Source organism: Microbulbifer sp. 2205BS26-8 (assembly GCF_030731025.1).
Lineage (GTDB): Bacteria > Pseudomonadota > Gammaproteobacteria > Pseudomonadales > Cellvibrionaceae > Microbulbifer > Microbulbifer spongiae.
In genome coordinates, this window is sequence record NZ_JAVAMR010000015.1 from 54096 (window position 1) to 72619 (window position 18524).

At 55.2% G+C, this 18524-nt stretch carries 15 protein-coding genes; 5 read left to right on the plus strand and 10 right to left on the minus strand.

Annotated elements, in window-relative coordinates; translation table 11 throughout:
• Nucleotides 1-71: 71 nt before the first annotated feature.
• From Q5Y71_RS07465 to Q5Y71_RS07475, 3 genes are all read left to right on the plus strand, one after another.
• Entirely contained in the window at nt 72-947 is an 876-nt protein-coding gene (locus Q5Y71_RS07465; RefSeq protein WP_306041273.1) for a glycerophosphodiester phosphodiesterase, read from the plus strand.
• A 22-nt stretch (nt 948-969) separates the two neighbouring features.
• A complete protein-coding gene (locus Q5Y71_RS07470; RefSeq protein WP_306041276.1) occupies nt 970-1884 on the plus strand; it encodes an MBL fold metallo-hydrolase in 915 nt (304 codons plus the stop codon).
• Between the two features lie 91 nt (nt 1885-1975).
• A complete protein-coding gene (locus Q5Y71_RS07475; protein WP_306041278.1) occupies nt 1976-2899 on the plus strand; it encodes an amidohydrolase family protein in 924 nt (307 codons plus the stop codon).
• A gap of 286 nt (nt 2900-3185) precedes the next feature.
• On the opposite strand, the gene Q5Y71_RS07480 is transcribed toward Q5Y71_RS07475, so the two are convergent.
• On the minus strand, nt 3186-6290 hold the full coding sequence (locus Q5Y71_RS07480; RefSeq protein ID WP_306041280.1) for an efflux RND transporter permease subunit: 3105 nt from the start codon (nt 6288-6290) through the stop codon (nt 3186-3188).
• 116 nt (nt 6291-6406) lie between these two features.
• Nucleotides 6407-7525: an efflux RND transporter periplasmic adaptor subunit gene (locus Q5Y71_RS07485; protein ID WP_306041282.1), complete on the minus strand. Its 1119-nt coding sequence runs from the start codon at nt 7523-7525 to the stop codon at nt 6407-6409.
• Between the two features lie 133 nt (nt 7526-7658).
• Here Q5Y71_RS07485 and Q5Y71_RS07490 point away from each other — a divergent pair, with 133 nt between their 5' ends.
• Nucleotides 7659-8291 carry a TetR/AcrR family transcriptional regulator gene (locus Q5Y71_RS07490; RefSeq protein WP_306041283.1) on the plus strand — a complete coding sequence of 211 codons (633 nt, stop codon included), beginning with the start codon at nt 7659-7661 and terminating at the stop codon, nt 8289-8291.
• Between the two features lie 120 nt (nt 8292-8411).
• On the opposite strand, the gene Q5Y71_RS07495 is transcribed toward Q5Y71_RS07490, so the two are convergent.
• The 3 genes from Q5Y71_RS07495 to Q5Y71_RS07505 form a co-directional block, all read right to left on the minus strand.
• Nucleotides 8412-9173: an ABC transporter permease gene (locus Q5Y71_RS07495; protein WP_301414784.1), complete on the minus strand. Its 762-nt coding sequence runs from the start codon at nt 9171-9173 to the stop codon at nt 8412-8414.
• Nucleotides 9170-10135 carry an ABC transporter ATP-binding protein gene (locus Q5Y71_RS07500; RefSeq protein ID WP_306041286.1) on the minus strand — a complete coding sequence of 322 codons (966 nt, stop codon included), beginning with the start codon at nt 10133-10135 and terminating at the stop codon, nt 9170-9172. Before Q5Y71_RS07500 ends, Q5Y71_RS07495 begins: the two co-directional genes overlap by 4 nt.
• Nucleotides 10136-10371: 236 nt before the next feature.
• Complete coding sequence (locus Q5Y71_RS07505) at nt 10372-10590, minus strand: hypothetical protein (protein WP_306041289.1); 219 nt, start codon at nt 10588-10590, stop codon at nt 10372-10374.
• Nucleotides 10591-10677: 87 nt separating this feature from the next.
• Between Q5Y71_RS07505 and soxR the strand changes: the two genes are divergently transcribed.
• Nucleotides 10678-11163, plus strand: coding sequence for a redox-sensitive transcriptional activator SoxR (soxR, locus tag Q5Y71_RS07510; protein ID WP_306041292.1), 486 nt, complete (start codon nt 10678-10680; stop codon nt 11161-11163).
• Between the two features lie 196 nt (nt 11164-11359).
• Here soxR and Q5Y71_RS07515 read toward each other — a convergent pair whose 3' ends face one another.
• The 5 genes from Q5Y71_RS07515 to nirB form a co-directional block, all read right to left on the minus strand.
• A complete protein-coding gene (locus Q5Y71_RS07515) occupies nt 11360-12085 on the minus strand; it encodes a dienelactone hydrolase family protein (RefSeq protein WP_306041294.1) in 726 nt (241 codons plus the stop codon).
• An 81-nt stretch (nt 12086-12166) separates the two neighbouring features.
• Nucleotides 12167-12574 (minus strand): VOC family protein, encoded by a 408-nt coding sequence (locus Q5Y71_RS07520; RefSeq protein ID WP_306041296.1) that lies wholly within the window; start codon nt 12572-12574, stop codon nt 12167-12169.
• A 222-nt stretch (nt 12575-12796) separates the two neighbouring features.
• Nucleotides 12797-15466, minus strand: coding sequence for a nitrate reductase (locus Q5Y71_RS07525; protein WP_306041297.1), 2670 nt, complete (start codon nt 15464-15466; stop codon nt 12797-12799).
• The gene (nirD, locus tag Q5Y71_RS07530; RefSeq protein ID WP_371877011.1) at nt 15466-15888 is read right to left on the minus strand and encodes a nitrite reductase small subunit NirD; all 423 of its coding nucleotides are present in this window, start codon (nt 15886-15888) and stop codon (nt 15466-15468) included. The genes Q5Y71_RS07525 and nirD overlap by 1 nt, the downstream gene beginning before the upstream one ends.
• A gap of 42 nt (nt 15889-15930) precedes the next feature.
• On the minus strand, nt 15931-18477 hold the full coding sequence (nirB, locus tag Q5Y71_RS07535) for a nitrite reductase large subunit NirB (RefSeq protein ID WP_306041300.1): 2547 nt from the start codon (nt 18475-18477) through the stop codon (nt 15931-15933).
• Nucleotides 18478-18524: the final 47 nt, after the last annotated feature.

An 18524-nucleotide genomic window follows, 5' to 3' on the forward strand; every position in this document is an offset into this window, starting at 1 on the left:
TAATTGGATCTATTGGTACAAAATGACGGTGATTCATGTTTCTGTGGCTTGTTTTTTGCCTCATATTGATCGTGTTGCTGCTCTATGCCTGTTCCGGACCGGCACCGAAGTCTGCCCTGTCCCTTCCTGAGGACAGGGGGCCTATGGTGATTGCCCATGGCAACGATTGTGGCAACGGACTCTATCCCGGTAATACGCTGTTGTACTTACACAAGATGGTGGAGCTGGGAGTTGATGGAATTGAAGTGGATCTGTGGCTGACTGCCGATGGGCACTTGGTACTGATGCACGACCCGGATCTGGAAGCGTTTTCAGATGGGCGCGGCGTTGTTGGTGACTTGACTCTGGCGCAGTTGCGCGAGTTGAACATCGCCTATCACTGGACCCGCGATGGAGTGACCTATCCATTCCGAAGTCATTCCCTGGGTATTGTTACCCTTGAGGAAGCATTGCAGGCGGTAGGGGATACTTTGCTGATCCTGGAATTGAAGAGTACTCAAGTCCGCGCTGCACAGGTTTTGAGCCGGGTACTGCAGCGCACCAGCAAGCACAATCAAGTGATAGTGAGTTCTTTTCATCGGGGTGTAATCCGGGCGTTCAGGCGTTTGAGCCCGGATACGGCGACTGGTGCGGTGACTGATGAAGCCATACTGTTGTATGTGGCCCAGCTGTTCCGCGCAGAAAATCTGCTCTCGCCCCGCTACCAGACTGTGCAACTGCCTATGAATCATTTCGGTATTGAGGTGGTCACCACAGGCACCTTGCGCGCGGCCCGCAAACTGGGCCTGCATCTATCGGTGTGGACAGTGAACGGGCGAGCGGATTTGCAACACTATATCAGTTTGGGTGTGGATGGTATTGTAACCGACCGGCCGGACTTATTGATGGCTATATTGTCCGGTTCGGGCCCAATGAAAGCATCACAACCATTGAACCAGACCCATTGACAATAACAACAGAGAGCTTCCTATGAAACAGTTGGCAGGTTTTGCAGCGTTGGCAGTATCACTGCTCTGCGCGCCAATTTTCGCAGAAGACCGCTTTGCCAAGGTAGAAATCAACAGTATTCCGGTGGCAGGTAATGTCCATATGCTCACGGGCGCTGGTGGCAATATCGCCGTATTGGTGGGGAGAGACGGCACCTTTATGGTGGACGACCAGTATGCACCATTGACTGCCAAAATACAGAAGGTGCTGGCGGGCTTGGCAGAGCAGCCCCTGCGATTTGTCATCAACACTCACTGGCACGGTGACCATACCGGAGGCAACGAAAACCTGGGGAGTAGCGGCGCCATGATTGTGGCCCATGAAAATGTGCGCAAGCGCTTGAGTACCGAGCAGTTTATCGAAGCCTTTAAAAGCAAGGTGATGCCCTCACCGCCGGCAGCACTTCCGGTGATTACCTTTACTGATGCGACTACATTTCACTGGAATGGCGACAGGGTGCGGGTACAGCATGTGGGGCCTGCCCACACCGATGGAGATTCCATTGTCTATTTCACTGAGGCCGATGTCCTTCATATGGGGGACATCTACTTTAACGGTACCTATCCCTTTATCGATCTCTCTTCTGGTGGCTCGGTGGATGGGATGATAGAAGCGATGGATATGGCCCTGGCCATGACCGGTGAGAAAACCAAAATTATTCCCGGTCACGGGCCCCTGAGCGATCCCGCAGAGTTGAAGCAACAGCGGGATATGCTGGTTAAGTTGCGAGGTCGTATACAGAAGCTGATTGATACTGGCAAGAGCCGCGAGCAGGTCATTGCTGCCCGGCCTACCCTGGAATTCGATGCCCAGTATGGCCAGGGCTTTATGACACCGGATAATTGGACTGGCATCGTTTATGACTCCCTGAAGCGGGGAAAAAGCGGGGAATCCTAGTACAAGGCAGACCGGGAAGGCAGTTTATGATTGCGCCGAAGGGACGACAAGGTCCTTCGGCCCCTGGGGGATAAGGGCCGTTTCCCATAGTATGGAAAAGAAAAAAACAGTCACACCCCACTCGAATTCGCTTGCAACTGTCATTGGAGCTTCCTTAAGGATTCAAAGGGATTATATGAATATTCACCTACAGGATCGGCCAGTAGTCATTGATGCCTGGGCCCAGCATCCCACACTTCGTCATATCAATGACCCGATTTTTGATTCCCTGAAACGCTGGAAAAAAATGGATTATCTGAATGAAGAGTTGCCTGTAGAGCTGACGATCAGACAAATGGATGAAGCCGGTGTTAGCAAAAGTTTGATCAGCGCATGGGAAGCACCGGGCAAATCCATGATCTCCAATGATGAGGTAGCTTCGGTTGTTGATAGTGCACCAGATCGGTTCGTTGGCATTGGGTCGGTTGATATCAGTCATCCCATGAAAGCAGTCAGGGAAATGCATCGTTGTGTAAAGACATTGAGGTTTAAGGGCATTCGTGTATTGCCCTGGCTTTGGTCCAAACCACCAACTGATCGCTGGTTTTATCCGGTTTACACGGCTTGTTGTGAACTTGGCATTCCCTTTTGCACCCAGATTGGCCACACAGGGCCACTGATGCCTTCAGAAGTGGGCAGGCCAATTTATCTTGATCAGGTTGCACTGGATTTCCCGGAGCTCAAGATTGTGGCTGGCCATATCGGTTATCCATGGACGGAAGAAGCCATCGCTGTGGCTACCAAGCATGAGCATGTGTATATCGATACGTCCGCTTATACTGCCAAACGCTACCCTCCTGAATTGGTGCGTTATATGAAGAGCTATGGAGCTCACAAAGTGCTTTTTGGTACCAACTATCCAATGATCAGTGCCAAGAAAGCGCTGCAGGAATTTGACACCCTGGCGCTGGATGAAAAAACAGAGCGGTTGTTTTTGGCCGAGAATGCGATTCGGGTATTTGAGCTTGAGGGATAGCCCATTACAGCCTCTCTTTATACTAGTTATACTAGCGAAGGGTTGCACGGTGGGGGGGTGCTTCAGGGAATTTTGACGGCTTATCTTTAACTGGCTTTGCTGTACTCGGCGACACAGCGTTTTCCATGCTGTCTCTCGAGAGATCATAGAGAGTTAAGGCTATGCAACCCGAGTCCTTTTTGTAATGTATTCAATACAGATGTGATGGCTAATTTCCCGTGAGAATTTAGCTTGGAAAATGCTAGTGCAGACCGCAATTCGGGTTTTGCCATTCTGCTCGGCGTTTCTATAGCGCGCTATCCGCTGTGAACCTTGTTTCAAGCTGGGCCATTGTAGGGGCGGCCTCCTCCCGCACCCGATACCAGGTTGCGTAGAGGGCTGGCAGGAACAGCAGGGTCAGCCCCGTAGCCACGATCAGGCCACCCATGATCGCCACCGCCATGGGACCGAAGAAGTCACTGCGCGACAGTGGGATCATTGCCAGAACTGCGGTCAGGGCAGTGAGCACAATGGGGCGGAAGCGTCGCACAGTAGACTCGACAATAGCGTTCCAGGCACTGAGCCCCTGGGCCATATCCTGCTGGATCTGGTCCACCAGAATCACCGAGTTGCGCATCACCATGCCGGCCAGGGCGATGGTGCCGAGCATGGCTACAAATCCGAAAGGCTTATTGAACAGCAGCAGGAACAGGGTAACGCCGATGAGGCCCAGTGGCGCGGTGATCAGCACCATGGCAGAGAGGGACATACTGCGCAGTTGCAGCATCAGCAGGGTAAACACCACCAGTAGGAACAGTGGCATCCCCGCGTTGACGGAGGCCTGCCCGCGCGCAGACTCTTCCACACTGCCGCCCACTTCCAGCAGGTAACCCGGTGGCAGCTGGTTGCGAACGGCCTGCAGGCGCGGCCACATCGCATCCACCACGGTGGCGGGCAGCGCTGTACCGTAGATATCGGCCCGCACGGTTACCGTGGGCAGACGGTCACGATGCCAGATAATACCCTCTTCAAAACCGTATTCCAGGGTAGCGATCTGGTTTAGGGGTACGCTGCGGCCGCTGTCGGTCTGCACCGCCAGGTTGCCAAGCTGGCCCAGGGCGTGGCGTTCACGCTCCTTTCCGCGCACGCGCACGTCGATCAGTTCGTTGTCTTCGCGGTACTGGCTTACAGTGATGCCGGTAAGGGAGCTTTGCAGAGCGCGGGACAGGTCAGCGCTGTTGATGCCCAGGGCGCGGGCGCGATCCTGGTCGATATTCAGGTTGACCATCTTGCTGGGTTCCTCCCAGTCCAGGTGGACATTGGTGATCTGGGGGTTTTGCCGCAGGTGTCCGGCCACCGCGCGGGCGAGGCTGCGAACAGTAGCAATATGCTCACCGGAAACCCGGAACTGCACCGGGTAGCCCACCGGCGGGCCATTCTCCAGGCGGGAAACACGGCTGCGCAGGGTGGGGAATACCGTTTCCATGGTCTCAATCAGCCAACTGCGCACCTGCTCGCGGGCTTCGACACTGGGGGTCATGACAACGAACTGGGCAAAGCTGGCCGCCGGCAGTTGCTGGTTTAGGGGCAGGTAAAAACGGGGTGAGCCGGTGCCCACGTAAGCGACGTAGTTTTCTACTAGCGGATTCTTTTCCAGCAGGGATTCCAGGCGTTGGACTTGGTACTCGGTGGAGGCCAGGGAAGCGCCCTCGGCGAGTTTCAGATCCACCATAAGCTCCAGGCGCCCGGAAGAGGGGAAAAATTGCTGGGGTACCAGACGAAACAGAGCCAGTGAACCAACAAAGATTGCCAGGGTTGCCACAATCACGGTTTTGCGATGGCGCAGGCACCAGACGATCAGCTTGCGGAAGCGCTGGTAAAAGGGTTTCTGATAGGGGTCACACACTTCACCTCTGTGGTCGCGACGTGTCAGGTTGGGCAGCAGGTAGTGGCCCAGGTAGGGCACAAACACCACTGCGGCGATCCAGGAAGCCAGCAGTGACAGGGTGACCACCTGAAAAATGGAACGGGTGTATTCGCCGGTGCCAGACTGTGCCGTGGCAATGGGGAGAAACCCGGCGGCAGTGATCAGGGTGCCGGTGAGCATGGGGAAGGCCGTACTGGTCCAGGCGAACCCGGCGGCTTTGAGGCGGCTGACCCCCTGCTCCATTTTAATCGACATCATTTCCACCGCGATAATGGCGTCGTCCACCATCAGTCCCAGCGCCAGCACCAGTGCGCCCAGGGAAATTTTGTGCAGTCCGATGTTGAAATACTGCATCAGCGCAAAGGTCATGGCCAGCACCAGCGGAATCGACAGTGCCACGATCAGGCCGGGGCGGGTGCCCAGGGAGAAGAAACTCACCAGCAATACAATCGCCAGTGCCTCGGCCAGTACCTGTAAGAATTCCCCCACCCCGCGTTTTACTGCAGCGGGCTGGTCCGATACCTTGTGTAATGCCATACCCAGGGGCAGGTCCTGTCGCAGTTCGGCAAAGGTTGCGTCCAACTGCCTGCCCAACTGGAGAATATCCCCGCCCTCCTTCATGGAGACGGCGAGGCCGATGGCATTCTCACCCATAAAACGCATACGCGGCTGGGCCGGATCGCTGAAGCCGCGGTGCACCTCGGCGATATCGCCGAGCCTTTGGGTGCGGCCGCCGGCAGTGATGGGGAACTGGCGAATTTCTTTTACGGACTGGAACTGTCCGCTCACACGTATGCGCACCCGGTCGCTCTCGGTATCTACAAATCCGGCGTCGGTGACCTGGTTTTGTGCCTGCAGGGTGTTTTGCACCGCGGCCAGAGGGATTCCCAATGAGGCGAGTTTGGTGTTGGAGAGTTCCACCCAGATTTTTTCATCCTGCAGTCCCAGCAGTTCCACTTTGCCCACATCTTTGACCCGCTGCAGGGACAGTTGCAAACGCTCGGCGTAATCCTTCAACAGTGCATAGTCAAAGCCACTGCCAGTAAGCGCATAAATATTGCCGAAGGTGGTGCCAAACTCGTCATTGTAAAAAGGACCGCGAATATCGGCGGGCAGCGTGTGACGGATGTCGCCAATCTTTTTGCGCACCTCATACCAGAGGTCCGAGATCTCCCGAGAGTGCATATCGTCCCGGGCGACAAACAGTACCTGGGACTGTCCGGGACGTGAGAAGGAGGAGATGTGTTGATAGTCGCCGGTTTCCATCAGTTTTTTTTCCACCCGCTCGGTGATCTGGCGGGAAACCTCTCCGGCGCTGGCACCGGGCCAAAGGGTATTGATCACCATCACCTTGAAGGTAAAGGGTGGGTCTTCGCTCTGCCCCAGTTGTGTATAGGAGACGGCGCCCAGTAGCCCCAGCAGGATCATGGTGTAGAGTACCAGGGGGCGGTTTTGCAATGCCCATTCGGAGAGGTTAAATCCCATGGCAGTGTCTCTGTCTGGTGGGCGCGGCGGGTTTGTTGGGACCACGCTTTGGTAAAATTGTCGGGGCACCTAACGGACTGCCCCCTGCAGTTTTTCGCTGTGTTTTGACCGGCCGTTTAATCCTGGCTGACCAGGGTGCGGTCCGGATTGATGGGGCGGTTCATACGGTCTACAGGTCGCACGCGCTGGCCCTCGCGCAACAGGTGGGTGCCGGCTGCCACAATCCAGTCGTCGGCGTGCAGGCCGGCAAAAACCGGGACAAACTCCTGACCGAAGGGCCCCAGGGTCACTGCCGTTTTGTGCAGTGTCTGGTGTTCTTGGTCCAGCACCCACACAAAGGCCTGGCCACTATCGGCACTCACGGCGGACATGGGCACCTGGAATACGTCCGTGGCGGTAGCCTGGGGCACGAAAACCCGCGCACTCTGGCCCAGTTCAGCGCCAACGGCCTGGTTGTCGAAAGCCACTCGGGCTTCGAAGGTACGGGATATGGGATCTGCGGCAGGGGAGAGCTCGCGCACCTGGGCGGGGAAAGGTTTGCCCGGTTGCGACCAGAGTTCCACTGTCAAGGGCTGGCCCACACGAAAGCGGTTGATGGACTGTTCCGGCAGGTCGATACGCACTTCCCGTTCGCCGTCTGCAGCCAGTGTGAAAATGCCCTGGCCTGCGGCCACAACCTGGCCGGCCTCTGCCATACGGCGGACGATCACGCCACTCTCCGGTGCTTTCAACACCGCGTAGGCAGCCTGGTTGCGCGCCACATCCAGCTGTGCCCGGGCCTGCTGCAGGCGGGCTTCACTGGCCTCAAAACGGGTTGTTACGGCGTCGAACTGGGAGTGGCTGACCAACTGGCGTGCCAGCAATTTGCGGTGACGCTCCAACTCACTGCCGGCGAGACGCTGGTCGGCCTCGGCAGAATTGAAGTTTGCGCGGGCGGAGTCCAGTTGCAGAAGCAGGTCATCGGTGTCCAGTTCGGCCAGGGCCTGGCCCTGTTCAACCCGATCCCCCACGTTGACCAGGCGCCGGTGGATCTTGCCGTCGATACGAAAGGCAAGGGCCGGTTCGAAGCGGGCATGTATCTCTCCGGGGTAAACATCCAACCGGGTGCTGGCCACCTCCGGGCGAACCATCACTGCGGGGCGTGGCTTTTCCTCCCGGTCAGTGGATTCGGATGGCGTACAGGCGGATGCAAGCAGGCTGATTAACAATACAGTGTGCATTAGTGATCGATACATAGGGGTTCCCTTCCTCAACGGCGAGGCAACAGGTTGAAACCGGGAGTGGGTAGACAGGGCCCGGTAGCCAGCAATGCTATACTGGCGAGTATAGTAAATTTATTAAACTGGAGAGTCCAGTATATGGAGCACTATGTCTGAGCAGTCAACGGCAAACGTCCAGCGCGGTCGTCCCAAGGACCCGGCCAAGCGTCAAGCCATACTCGATGCAGCCAAGGAGTTGTTTCTGACCCAGGGCTTTGCCGCCACGAGCATGGATGCACTGGCTTCCGCGGCGGGGGTCTCGAAACTCACCGTCTATAGCCACTTTTTCGACAAGGAGACGCTCTTCAGTGCCGCGATTACTGATCGTTGTGAAAGTATGATGCCCCTGCCGATCTTTGTGCTCGAAGAGGAGGATTCGGTAGCGGACGTGCTGGAGCGGATCGGCCAGGCTTTTCTGGAGATGGTGTACAGCGAGGATAGCGTCCGGCTGTTGCGACTGTTGTGTTCTGTGGCCTCACAGGAATCGAGGATGGCGCAGCTGTTCTTTGATGCGGGTCCCCAGCGTATCCTTGGTGAAATCGAGCAGTTGCTGATCAGGGCCACCCAGTTGGAGAGGTTGCGGGTAGAGGACCCGGCTGCTGCCGCAGAGAACTTTCTCGGCATTTTGCTGGGCGGTGGGCATCTGGGCGTGTTGATCGGGCACTCAGAGGTGGAGACAGGGGCGGAGCAGCGCGCGCGGGTGTGCAGGGCGGTGGATTTGTTTATACGGGCCTACCGTTAAATCCGCTCAGGTCGCCACTGTCAGTGCTGGTTCAGTGAGTGTGGGCATGCGCCGGCCATAGACGCCTGCGCGAGACTCTCCCGCCATACATCGCCGCTATACCATTCCGGTTGTATTTGATCAGGTTTTGATTCGGTAGCCGGTGCGGAATATCCACCAGGTGGCAAGCAGGCACAGGATCAGGAAAAGCAGGGTCATGCCCACACTGAGTCCAATATTGACATCCGCCACGTCGTAAAATGCCCAGCGGAAACCGCTGATCAGGTAGACCACCGGATTGAACAGGGTAATTTTCTGCCAGACTGCCGGCAGCATACTGATAGAGTAAAAGGCACCTCCAAGGAAGGTCAGTGGTGTGATCACCATCAGGGGAATAATCTGCAGCTTCTGGAAGTCGTCGGCCCAGATACCGATGATAAAGCCGAACAAACTGAAGGTGAGGGCGGTCAATACAAGAAATACCACCATCCACACTGGGTGGGCAATTTCATAGTCCACAAAGAAGCGCGCCGTCACCAGTATCAGGAGACCCAGGACGATAGACTTGGTTGCTGCGGCTCCCACATAACCCGCCACAATCTCGAATACAGATACTGGTGCGGACAGGATTTCGTAAATAGTGCCGGAGAATTTCGGAAAGAAAATGCCAAAGGAGGCATTGGAGATACTCTCGCTCAGTAGCGCCAGCATGATCAGTCCGGGGATAATGAAGGCCCCATAGCTGACACCCTCAATGTTGCCCATTCGTGCACCGATGGCGGCACCGAACACGATAAAGTAAAGGGAAGTGGAGAGCACCGGCCAGGCGATACTCTGCATCAGGGTGCGCCAGGTGCGCGCCATTTCAAACTTGTAAATTGCACCAATGCCATACCAGTTCATTCCTGCATCTCCCCGCTGAGTTGTCCCTCGTGTTTCTGATGTCCACCGTGTACCAGATTCACAAAGATTTCCTCCAGGGAGCTCTCCCTGGTGTGCAGATCGCGAAAATCGATATTGGCGGCATTGAGGCAGCGCAGGAATTCCGCGATACCGGTATCCTCGCTCTTGATGTCAAAGCGGTATATCAATTCACTGCCATCACTATTCAGCCTGAGTGGCAGGTCGGCGAGGGCGTCGGGAATCTTTTGCAACGGTTCCGGCAGTGTCAGGCTGAGCTCCTTTTCCCCCATGCGCTGCATCAGGACATTTTTCTCTTCCACCACGACCAGCTCACCGCGATTGATCACCCCGACACGATCGGCCATCTCCTCCGCTTCCTCGATATAGTGGGTGGTGAGAATGATTGTTACGCCGGAATCCCGCAGTCCGCGCACCATGGCCCACATATCCTGGCGCAGTTCTACGTCGACCCCGGCCGTGGGTTCATCCAAAAAGAGTACATGGGGCTCGTGGGAGAGTGCCTTGGCGATCATTAAGCGGCGCTTCATGCCCCCGGACAGGGTGATGATTTTGTTGCTTTTTTTTTCCCACAGAGACAGCTGCCGCAGGATGTTTTCCAGATAATTGGAGTTGGGTCCTTTGCCAAACAGCCCGCGGCTGAATTTCACTGCACTCCAAACGCTCTCAAACGCATCGGTGGAGATCTCCTGGGGTACCAATCCGATTTCCCGGCGGGCCCTGCGGTAATCCCGCTGGATATCGTAGCCACTGACAGTGACACTGCCCTGACTGGCATTGACGATGCCGCACACAATACTGATCAGAGTGGTCTTGCCGGCACCATTGGGACCGAGCAGGGCAAAAATTTCCCCGGGTCGAATATCCAGGTTGATATTTTTCAGGGCGGTGAAACCACCGGCATAGGTTTTGCCGAGGTCCCGAATGGAAATAATGGGTTCCACTTTTTCTCCTTGTCAAAGTAAGGTGATCGGGGCTTTCCGTCTTTGCGCTGTCGGTTCATTCTACATCCTACCGCACAATAATTCAGTGGATGTTTTAGATTCTAAGCCGGTGCGCACGGTTGAGATGGCCGGCAAGGTGCGTATGCAGCGCCGGCAGTGGCTGTGTCCGGCCGTCCCGGTTCTGGCCGGGAAATTTGCCGGATACCACAGCGTCAGCGGGTGCGCAATGGGTACCTTTAACGCCATGGATGCTGTGGCGGTAGTTGCGAAGCTTGTTGCCCGGTTTCCTCTGCGCGGTCTTCCGGGCTCAAGTTGGCTGTGGGTGAGCGCCTGTGGTTTAGGATTTGCCGGGCGAGGTCGATACTCAGGCTTTGCGCAGCCACCATCAATAAATAGAAGCACGGTACTGCCGGTGTCTTGGGCCTAGGGTTTGCTTGCTGGCGATTCCGGTCCATTGCTTGTTTCCCTCCACTTGCATTGAAATGCTGTGCAGTGTAAAACCTCAAGCAATATTGAGGTCAATGGCTGTAGGGGACTTTTCGATGACTGGGGAGCAAAATCGCAAAACGATAGCTGGCGCCGGGAAAAGTACTCGCTGCGCGCTGACCGTGGGGGAGGTGGCCGAGCGCAGTGGTGTGGCGGTGAGTGCGCTGCATTTCTATGAAAGTAAGGGTCTGATCAGCAGCTGGCGCACCAGTGGCAACCAGAGGCGTTATTCTCGGGATGTACTGCGCCGCGTGGCCATTATCAAAGTTGCACAGAGTACCGGCATTCCCCTGGCCCGGATTCGCGAGGCGCTTGGCGCGCTGCCCAATGGCCGTGCACCTACCGCCAAAGACTGGGCGAGGCTCTCAACGGGCTGGCACGAAGCCCTCGATCAGCGCATTCGCCAATTGACCCAACTGCGCGATCGCCTGCAGGACTGTATCGGTTGTGGTTGCCTCTCTATGGACAGTTGCCCGTTGCGCAATCCCGGAGACCGGGCGGCGGAGCAGGGGGGTGGTGCGAATTATTTGGAAGGTGAATAGCTGGGTGGGCAGTCGTTCCCGGTCGGGGCAAGGCGGAGAGTGGAGACCGGATTTGTAGTGAAGTTCCCTATATCTCTGGGAACCCCGCAATCCAATGGGCTTTTCATGCGACCTTTGGCTGCCATCCTCATAGGAGGGACCGGATGGCCTTTCAGATTTAGAGCCGCCCAGTGGCAGTATCTGCCCGAATTCCCTTTCAACTAAATATCTTCTGATAAAAATTCAGCGCTCCCTGCCGGGCATCCTCCGCTGCTTCCCTATTGTAGGCAAGGGGCAGCCCGAGTTTCTCGCCCCGTTCTGTGGCAGTAGGATTGGTAAATCCGTGCAGCACACCGGGGTAGCTGATCAGGGTGAGTTTGGCACCTGCCACCTGCATCTCTTCCACAAAGGCACCCACTTGTTGCGGTGGGATCATGACATCGGCACCGCCGGTATACACCTGGATTTCTGCTTGAATCCCGCCCTTCTGCGCGGAGATATCGCTGGCCAGGGCACCGTGAAAGCTGACCACACCGCACAGGTCCAGGCCGAGCCGTGCCATGTTCAATGCCACTTCTCCGCCAAAGCAATAACCCTGGGCCGCAATACGGGTCGGGTCGACACTGGTGTGCTGTTGTAGCAGTGACTGGGCTGTGCGAAAACGGGCTTCCAGAGCCACGGGGCTTTTGCGCGCCTTATCGCTTAAATTCTGTGCCTCGGCGGGATCGTCAGTGTGCTTGCCTTTGCCAAACATATCCACTGCAAAAGCGCGGTAGCCATGCCGGGCAAGCTGGTCTGCCTGATCCCGCATAAAGGCATTCTGCCCCCACCATTCGTGCACCAGAATAATGCCTGGGCGCTTGTCGGCAAGGCGATCATCCCAGGCTAAATAGCCGGTATAGGATTGCCCATCTACTGCATATTCAATGACTTCCGATGCCATAATTCCACCAGTTCAGGGGTTTTTTCTCTCAGTGGTTGGTGTTCAGGCAAGAGCATGATGGCACCCTTGCTCAGGGGTTCCCTAGCCATCCGGCGGTCCCTTTAGCTCAATCAGGTTGTTCTCGGGGTCAGAGATATAGAGAGAGGGGCCCATGCCTTCCGCGCCATAGCGCTGCTCCACCGGTGAGGCACTAATATGCCTCTCTTGTAGGAAACTCTGAATCTTGTCGGCGTTGAAAGGGTCCACACGCAGACAGAAATGGTGCAGATTGCGTCCCTCGTATTCTGGAGTGGAAGCGCCTGTGCGTTCAATCTGTTGATCCACCGGCAATAGATCAATCAGACAGCGGCCGGTGCGCATTTGATACAGGCCGAGGCTGGGATTCTCCCGTTCCATTTTGCAGCCGAGAATATCCTGGTAAAAACGACGCGCGATATCCAGCGATTTTACGCGCAATACAAGGTGATCAATCTGCTGAATAGTGAACATGGGAGCTCTTTAATTTTAGGGGAGGCGTGTCGCGGGCATTAGCGGAAGTGGCGACGTACCGGCTCTAAGTGTAGGAGGTCGCTGGGGGTGCAAGTCACAAGGGGGCATTTTGTGGCGTCTTATAGCAATTGTTAACGCCTGACTGTGTTTGGGAGAGTGAAACAGCGAACCTGTTACTATTTTCACTACATTGTAACAAGACACCAAGTTGCCGCTGCGCCCTTATTCCTCTGCCACACCAACCCGGGCGGTGCGCAACAGGGCGGATATTTCCGCTTTGCAGGAGCCACAATGCGTGCCGCAGCCCAAGACGTTACCGAGGGCCGCCAGGCTGTGCAGACCCTTGCCAATAGCCTCGGTAATTTGTGTACGGGAAACCTGCATGCAGGTGCAGAGGACCTTCACACCGGGTGCAATGGGACGCAGTAGTTTTGCGGGAACCCGAGGGAGTTCCATCTCCAGATAGCGTTCAAGCGGGCGCCGGTCTGGCAAGTTTTGCCAGCGGTTGCCCGCGATGATCAGCAATTGTAGCGTGTTGTTATAGGCCAGACAGCGCTGGTTTTTTAACGTCTCAATCTGTTGCCAGTATATACCACGGATATCACCTAATAATTGTGTGCCCAGGCTGCGCCCGTTCAGAGGATGGCGCAGGGCCAGCTCGTAGCGATAGCCTTCGGCACAGGGTACCCGGTACCAGTGCAGCAGGTTTTTGTCTTTGGCACTATGCAGCCGCTGCCACAGTTTTTCTGCGACAATGTCGGGGCAGATCAGGGTGGCGAAACTTTTGCAGGGAAGTAGCTCCACCTGGATTGGCACCTGTTTGAATTCCGGCTGGCCCGAGTGGGGGTCTACAACTGCAGCAGCCAGAGCACTGACCCTGGCGTCCCGAGCCAGGGTTTCACTCCAGTGGATGGGGGCGAATAGTTCGCCGGGCCTTTGTGCCTCACTCAGGGTAGCGCGCCCGGACATTCTGCCCTGGGCACTGTTCAGGGCGATCAGGCTGCCCTCTTCAATGTTGTACATCCGTGCGTCCTGCGGATTAATCTGGATTTCCGCAATTTCACTGTGGTTCAGCAGTTTGCGTGCGCGGCCAGTGCGGGTCATGGTATGCCATTGGTCGCGCATGCGACCGCTGTTAAGCCACAGTGGGTAGAGGGCACAGGTCTGCTGGAGTGGTGCTTGTGGTGTGACCGGCACAAAGTGCGCGCGCCCATTGTCGGTGAAAAACCGGGCGTCATTAAACAACCGCGCACATCCCTGGGGGTTATCCTGGTTTACCGGCCACTGTACCGGTTGCAGCGCATCGTATTCCTGGCGCTGGATGTTTTCTAGCAGGGAGATATCAAAGGCGCGACTGCCATTATTTTCAAAGCCTGAGAGCCTTGCGTGCTCTCGGAATATCTCCACTGGATGCGAATAATCAAAGGCTTTTGTATAACCCAGCCGCTGTGCAAGATCACAAATGATCTGCCAGTCATGGCGGGCCTCTCCGGGTGGTTGCAGGAAGGGGCGTTGTCGGGAAATGCGTCGCTCCGCATTGGTGACAGTGCCATTTTTTTCCCCCCAACTCGTGGCCGGCAGCAGCACCTGTGCACAGCGGGTGGTATCTGTATCGGCAACGCAATCGGAAACGACAACAAATTTGCAGTTGCTCAGGGCTTCAGCCACTCGTCCGGCTTCGGGCATACTCACCGCGGGATTGGTGGCCATAATCCAGACTGCCTTGATCTGGCCGCTCTCCACTGCACGGAACATATCCACAGCCTTGAGCCCCGGCGTCAATGCAACCTGTGGGGCGTGCCAGAAACGACCCAGTCGATTGGTGTTATCCCGGGTAAATTCCATATGCGCAGCCAGCGTATTGGCCAGGCCACCCACTTCCCTTCCACCCATGGCATTGGGTTGCCCGGTGATGGAAAAGGGACCTGCCCCGACTCTGCCGATACGTCCTGTGGCCAAGTGGCAATTGATAATTGCGTTGTTCTTATCGGTACCACTGCCGGACTGGTTGATACCCTGGGAGTAAAAGCTGACCGTTTTTTCCGTCTCGGCAAAGAGTCTGAAGAACGCCAGCAGTTTTTCTGCGGGCACTCCACAGTGCAATGCAGTTTGTTGCAGAGACCACGCCCGGGCTGAGGTGAGTGCCTCCTGAAAACCGCTGGTGTGATGCTGGATATAATGGTTATCCAGATACTGATGTTGTGCGAGGAAATACAATAGCCCATTAAAGAGTGCTGTGTCACTGCCGGGGCGGATTCCCAGATATAAATCTGCCAGTTCGGCTGTAGCGCTGGCACGCGGGTCAATAACCACCAGTTTGGCATTGCCCGCCTGCATGCGTTGAAACAGGATTGGGTGAGTCCACGCGGCATTAGAGCCAGTCAATACAACCAGATCGGCGCGATCCAGATCGTCATAGCAACAGGGTACTGCATCGGCACCAAAGGCGCGCTTGTAGCCGGCCACCGCTGAAGACATGCACAGGCGCGAATTGGTATCAATATTGGCAGTGCCAATAAAGCCCTTCATCAGTTTATTGGCGACATAGTAGTCCTCGGTGAGTAGCTGGCCAGAAAGATAAAAAGCTACGGAGTCAGGACCATGTGCGCGAATGCTATCGGCAAAGGCGTCGGCCACAAAAGACATGGCCGTATTCCAGTCAGTTGCTTGGCCGTGCAGGTGCGGGCGCAGCAAACGGCCGCGATCTCCCAGCGTTTCCCCCAAAGCCGAGCCCTTGATACAAAGACGACCGGCATTGGAGGGATGCTGTGTATCGCCACGCACCGTGATTGCGGATGGGCCTGGGTGACTTTTCCCGTTGATTGAAATTCCACAGCCTACGCCACAATAGGGGCAGGTAGTATGCGTACCCGGGTATTCCTTAACGGTCATCACTGTATGCTGTTGCTGCCGATAAATACGGTGTTCCCGAAAAAGGTCAGTGGATAGGTGGCCAGTTGAATACTGCTGTTTTCCACACAAAGTCCATCTGCAAGGCGAAAGTGATGCTTAAAAAGCGGAGAGGCTATGGTTAATTCTCCCTCCACTTCTGCGAGAATGCCGCGCGCAATGATGCCAGCTTGCGCGATCGGGTCCCAATTGTCAATGGCGTAAAGCTGCTGCGCCTGGCCGGGCAGGAAAAAGAGCGCAATACTCTTTTTAGAAAGTGTACAGGCTTTTCTCTCCTTGTATGTGGACATATTCTCCCAGAGGGCGCAGACTCCGGAATCTCTGATCAGATCCGATCGCTGACAAATCGGTTGCCAGTGAGTGTGGGTGATCACAATTGCCTTGTTTCGGGGTGGTTTTAACACAGCCTAGGCCATGATCTTTTCCTCGCTGGATTAAAGATGAATTTATTCGATCATTTCTTCTTGGCTTGAGAGCGCTGAAATTTCTTTCACATTGGCAGGGCGCGGTTGCCCGCGCTCCTTGACAAAGACAATCTTGTCATCGACCGCATCACTGTTGATAAATTGTCTAAAGCGCTTGAGCTTTTCAGGATCATTAATGGTCGTGTTCCATTCGCACTGATAGGTATTAATCACCCGGGCCATCTGTGTTTCCAGCTCCTTGCAGATTTTTAGTTTATCTTCAATGATGACTTCGCGCAGATACTCGAGACCACCATCGAGGCTTTCGAGCCACCTTGAAGTGCGTTGTAACTTATCTGCAGTGCGTACATAGAACATTAAAAAACGATCGATAAAACAGACCAGGGATTTGTCATCGAGATCGGTAGCAAACAGGTCTGCATGGCGTGGGCGCATACCACCATTGCCGCAGACAAACATATTCCAGCCTTTTTCGGTAGCGATAACACCAACGTCTTTGCTCTGCGCCTCGGCGCATTCACGGGTACAGCCTGAAACTGCCATTTTTACTTTATGCGGTGCACGCAGCCCCTTATAGCGGTTCTCCAGATGCAGTGCCATAGAAACGCTGTCACGAACGCCGAATCGACACCAGGTGCTGCCCACACAGGATTTCACTGTGCGCAGGGATTTCCCATAGGCATGGCCGGTTTCAAACCCGGCGTCGATCAGTTCCCGCCAAATCTCCGGTAATTGTTCCAGGCGGGCTCCAAATAAATCAATACGCTGAGCCCCGGTAATTTTTGTGTAAAGGTTGTAGCGCTTTGCCACCTGTCCGATCACGATCAATTTTTGTGGGGTGATTTCTCCAGCGGGAATACGTGGCACTACCGAGTAGCTGCCGTTTTTTTGCATATTTGCCATAAAGGTGTCATTGGTATCCTGTAGCCCTATATGAGGTTGCTCCAGGATATGTTCATTCCACAAGGAGGCGAGAATGGAAGCAACGGCAGGTTTACAGAGTTCACAACCGTAACCGCGACCGCGTTTCTGCAAAAGCTCCGGGAACGTCTTAATGCGCTCTACCTGTACTATCTGGAATATCTCCTGTCGTGAGAAGGGAAAATGGGCGCAGAGGTGATTGTTCACTTCCATACCCAAAGCGGTGCAGGCTTCGTCGACGATAGTTTTCACTAAGGCGGCACAGCCGCCACAGCCGGTTGCGGCTTTGGTGACATCTTTAATTTCGCCCAGGGAAAGATACCCTTCGGCAATGGCATCAGCGATCTGGGCTTTGCTGACATTGTGGCAGGAACACACGGTTGCTGTTGCGGGAAGGGCCACAGTACCCGGTGCAATGACCGCGTCGTCCGCGCTGGGCAGGATTAATTGCTCTGGATGCTCGGGCAATGTGATAGCATTGAGGTAATATTGCAGCAGAGTATCGTAGTCGTCGGTGTCTCCCACCAGTACGGCCCCAAGCAGTTGCTTTCCACCTGCGTCGGTGATCATGCGTTTGTATATACCGGCCTGTTCATCCATAAAAGTAATTGCAGCGGCATTTTCAGTGTGCCCGTGTGCATCGCCGATGGAGCCAACCTGAACTCCGAGGAGTTTCAGCCTGGTACTCAGATCTGCTCCGGAAAAAAATTTCTGTTCGCCGGCCAGTTGCGCGACAACAGTGCGTGCCATGGAAAAACCGGGGGAAACAAGGCCGAAAATGCGTTGCTCAAAAAGGGCACATTCGCCAATGGCAAATATATCAGGATCGGAGGTGCGACAGCACTGATCAATGACAATACCGCCGCGCTCCCCAAGCTGCAATCCGGCCGATGCAGCCAGTTTGTCTCGGGGACGAATACCGGTAGAAAATACAACCAGATCGGTGAGTAGGTCACTACCACCCTGGAACTGTATACGCAGACGCCCACCAACTTCCTCAATCAACTCTGTAGCAGTATCAACATGCACGTGTACACCAAGTTCCTCTATTTTTTTCTTCAGCAAAGTCGAACCACCTGCATCCAGCTGGGTTGGCATAAGCCCGGGTGCAAACTCTATAATGTGGGCTTCGAGCCCCAGTATTTTTAATGCGTTTGCCGCTTCCAATCCCAACAACCCACCGCCCACTACCACGCCGTTTTTTGCCTTGTCTGCAGCACTGCGTATCGCATCCAGATCCTCAAGTGTGCGATAGACAAAGCATTTTTTGTGTTCACTTCCAGGGATTGGCGGAACAAAGGGGTAAGAGCCGGTGGCAAGGACCAATTGATCGTAATTTTTGACGATCCCACTTTGCGCAGTCACTGTCTTGTTCGCGCGATCAATGTCAATGACCATCTCCTTGATATGCAGTTCAAAACCCCATTGCCGATACTGTTCTGCGTTTCCCATTGCCAGATCTTTGGCAGTGGAGCCGGCAAAGTATTCCGAAAGATGCACACGGTCGTAGGCTGGTCTGGGCTCGGCACAGAAGATTGAGACTTCGAAATGGCCAACCTGCTGGTGGTCTGCCAGGCTCTGCAGGAGATGGTGTCCTACCATACCATTGCCAATGACAATCAGCTTTTTTTCTTCTGCTTTATCCATTATTCAAATTCCTGGCAATCCCTATTCGGCGGTTTCAGGGTGGGGCG

Coding starts and splice junctions, on each gene's coding strand:
- Q5Y71_RS07505 (WP_306041289.1), bottom strand. CDS start 10,590: ATGGACCGGAATCGCCAGCAAGCAAACCCTAGGCCCAAGACACCGGCA.
- soxR (WP_306041292.1), top strand. CDS start 10,678: ATGACTGGGGAGCAAAATCGCAAAACGATAGCTGGCGCCGGGAAAAGT.
- Q5Y71_RS07525 (WP_306041297.1), bottom strand. CDS start 15,466: ATGACCGTTAAGGAATACCCGGGTACGCATACTACCTGCCCCTATTGT.
- Q5Y71_RS07520 (WP_306041296.1), bottom strand. CDS start 12,574: ATGTTCACTATTCAGCAGATTGATCACCTTGTATTGCGCGTAAAATCG.
- Q5Y71_RS07485 (WP_306041282.1), bottom strand. CDS start 7,525: ATGTATCGATCACTAATGCACACTGTATTGTTAATCAGCCTGCTTGCA.
- nirB (WP_306041300.1), bottom strand. CDS start 18,477: ATGGATAAAGCAGAAGAAAAAAAGCTGATTGTCATTGGCAATGGTATG.
- Q5Y71_RS07515 (WP_306041294.1), bottom strand. CDS start 12,085: ATGGCATCGGAAGTCATTGAATATGCAGTAGATGGGCAATCCTATACC.
- Q5Y71_RS07495 (WP_301414784.1), bottom strand. CDS start 9,173: ATGAACTGGTATGGCATTGGTGCAATTTACAAGTTTGAAATGGCGCGC.
- Q5Y71_RS07490 (WP_306041283.1), top strand. CDS start 7,659: ATGTCTGAGCAGTCAACGGCAAACGTCCAGCGCGGTCGTCCCAAGGAC.
- Q5Y71_RS07475 (WP_306041278.1), top strand. CDS start 1,976: ATGGAAAAGAAAAAAACAGTCACACCCCACTCGAATTCGCTTGCAACT.
- Q5Y71_RS07470 (WP_306041276.1), top strand. CDS start 970: ATGAAACAGTTGGCAGGTTTTGCAGCGTTGGCAGTATCACTGCTCTGC.
- Q5Y71_RS07480 (WP_306041280.1), bottom strand. CDS start 6,290: ATGGGATTTAACCTCTCCGAATGGGCATTGCAAAACCGCCCCCTGGTA.